General features: G+C 35.4%; 1 protein-coding gene. It reads right to left on the bottom strand.

Annotated features, from left to right (window positions below; genetic code table 11):
- Window positions 1-325 precede the first annotated feature (325 nt).
- Window positions 326-919 (bottom strand): recombinase family protein, encoded by a 594-nt coding sequence (locus tag HMPREF2794_RS21610; RefSeq protein WP_005647299.1) that lies wholly within the window; start codon window positions 917-919, stop codon window positions 326-328.
- Window positions 920-1,037: the final 118 nt, after the last annotated feature.

Here is a 1,037-nt window from a genome sequence, read left to right as displayed (position 1 = left end):
CGCAAATAATAAGACAATTATTTTTGTTAAAAATAGTTTATAAACAACTGATTTTCAACGTATTATCTTTTTCCCTAAAGTTTTATATATTTGGGGTAAGAGATTAGGTTTTATAAACGGAATATTCCCTTTAGGGAACATGAAGTCTATAAAACCGAATATCCAATGCCTTGTTTTTGTAGGTGCTTCGTAGAAGCGGTGGAAAAAGCAAAGCATTGGATATACCTTAGAAGGGTGGGTGGGAAAAATGCGTTAGGGATTGTAGCGAAAAGCCCACAGCACAGCGAGGACTTGCAGCGAAAAGCCCGACCTGAAAGGTAACGCCCTATTTATTTCTTCTATTCATCAATCTTACTTTTTCATAACGTAAATACCTATACAAAGTAGCCTTACTTCCAATGTGTAATATCCTGCATATTTCACCTATAGAATAATCCCGATTTTCATATAAACGTTTTGCTGCTATAGCCTTTCTTTTTGCATCTTCCGATAATCCTATAGGTCGTCCCGTAAGTTTCCCTCGTTCTTTTGCAGCTTGTAATCCAGCCCTAGTTCGTTCTACTATTATTTCACGTTCATATTCTGCCAATGAAGCAAAAATCCCAAATTGACACCTTCCTAAAGCACTATTAGTATCAATACCATCAACTATGCTTTTGAATGCAACTTTTCTTTTCTGCAAACAATCAACTATATAAACTAAATCTTTCAAAGAACGTCCTAATCTATCTAGCTTCCAGATAACAAAAGTATCACCTTCTCGCAAATACGCAAGGGCTTTATCTAATTCGGGTCTATCTTTTACTCCTGATACTTTTTCCTCAAATATAAGTTTGCATCCGGCTTCTTTTAAAGCATCTAGCTGCAAATCTAAATTCTGTTCCCTCGTTGAAACACGAGCGTAGCCTATTATCTCCATTTTATTTAAATCCAAGTTTCATTAATTCAACTATTCGCGAAACTATTTTAAACTAGGGCTTTTTCCCCTGTTATTACCTCTAGTACTATTATAAATCAAAAGTACAGAAAAAGGGTCG

Source organism: Bacteroides sp. HMSC067B03 (genome assembly GCF_001811315.1).
GTDB lineage: Bacteria > Bacteroidota > Bacteroidia > Bacteroidales > Bacteroidaceae > Bacteroides > Bacteroides faecis.
The sequence above is the reverse complement of the archived record's forward strand: the minus strand, read 5'-3'. Positions and strand labels throughout refer to the sequence as shown.

Excerpts from the sequence above, each read along its gene's own strand:
- HMPREF2794_RS21610 (WP_005647299.1), bottom strand. The coding sequence starts at position 919 with ATGGAGATAATAGGCTACGCTCGTGTTTCAACGAGGGAACAGAATTTA.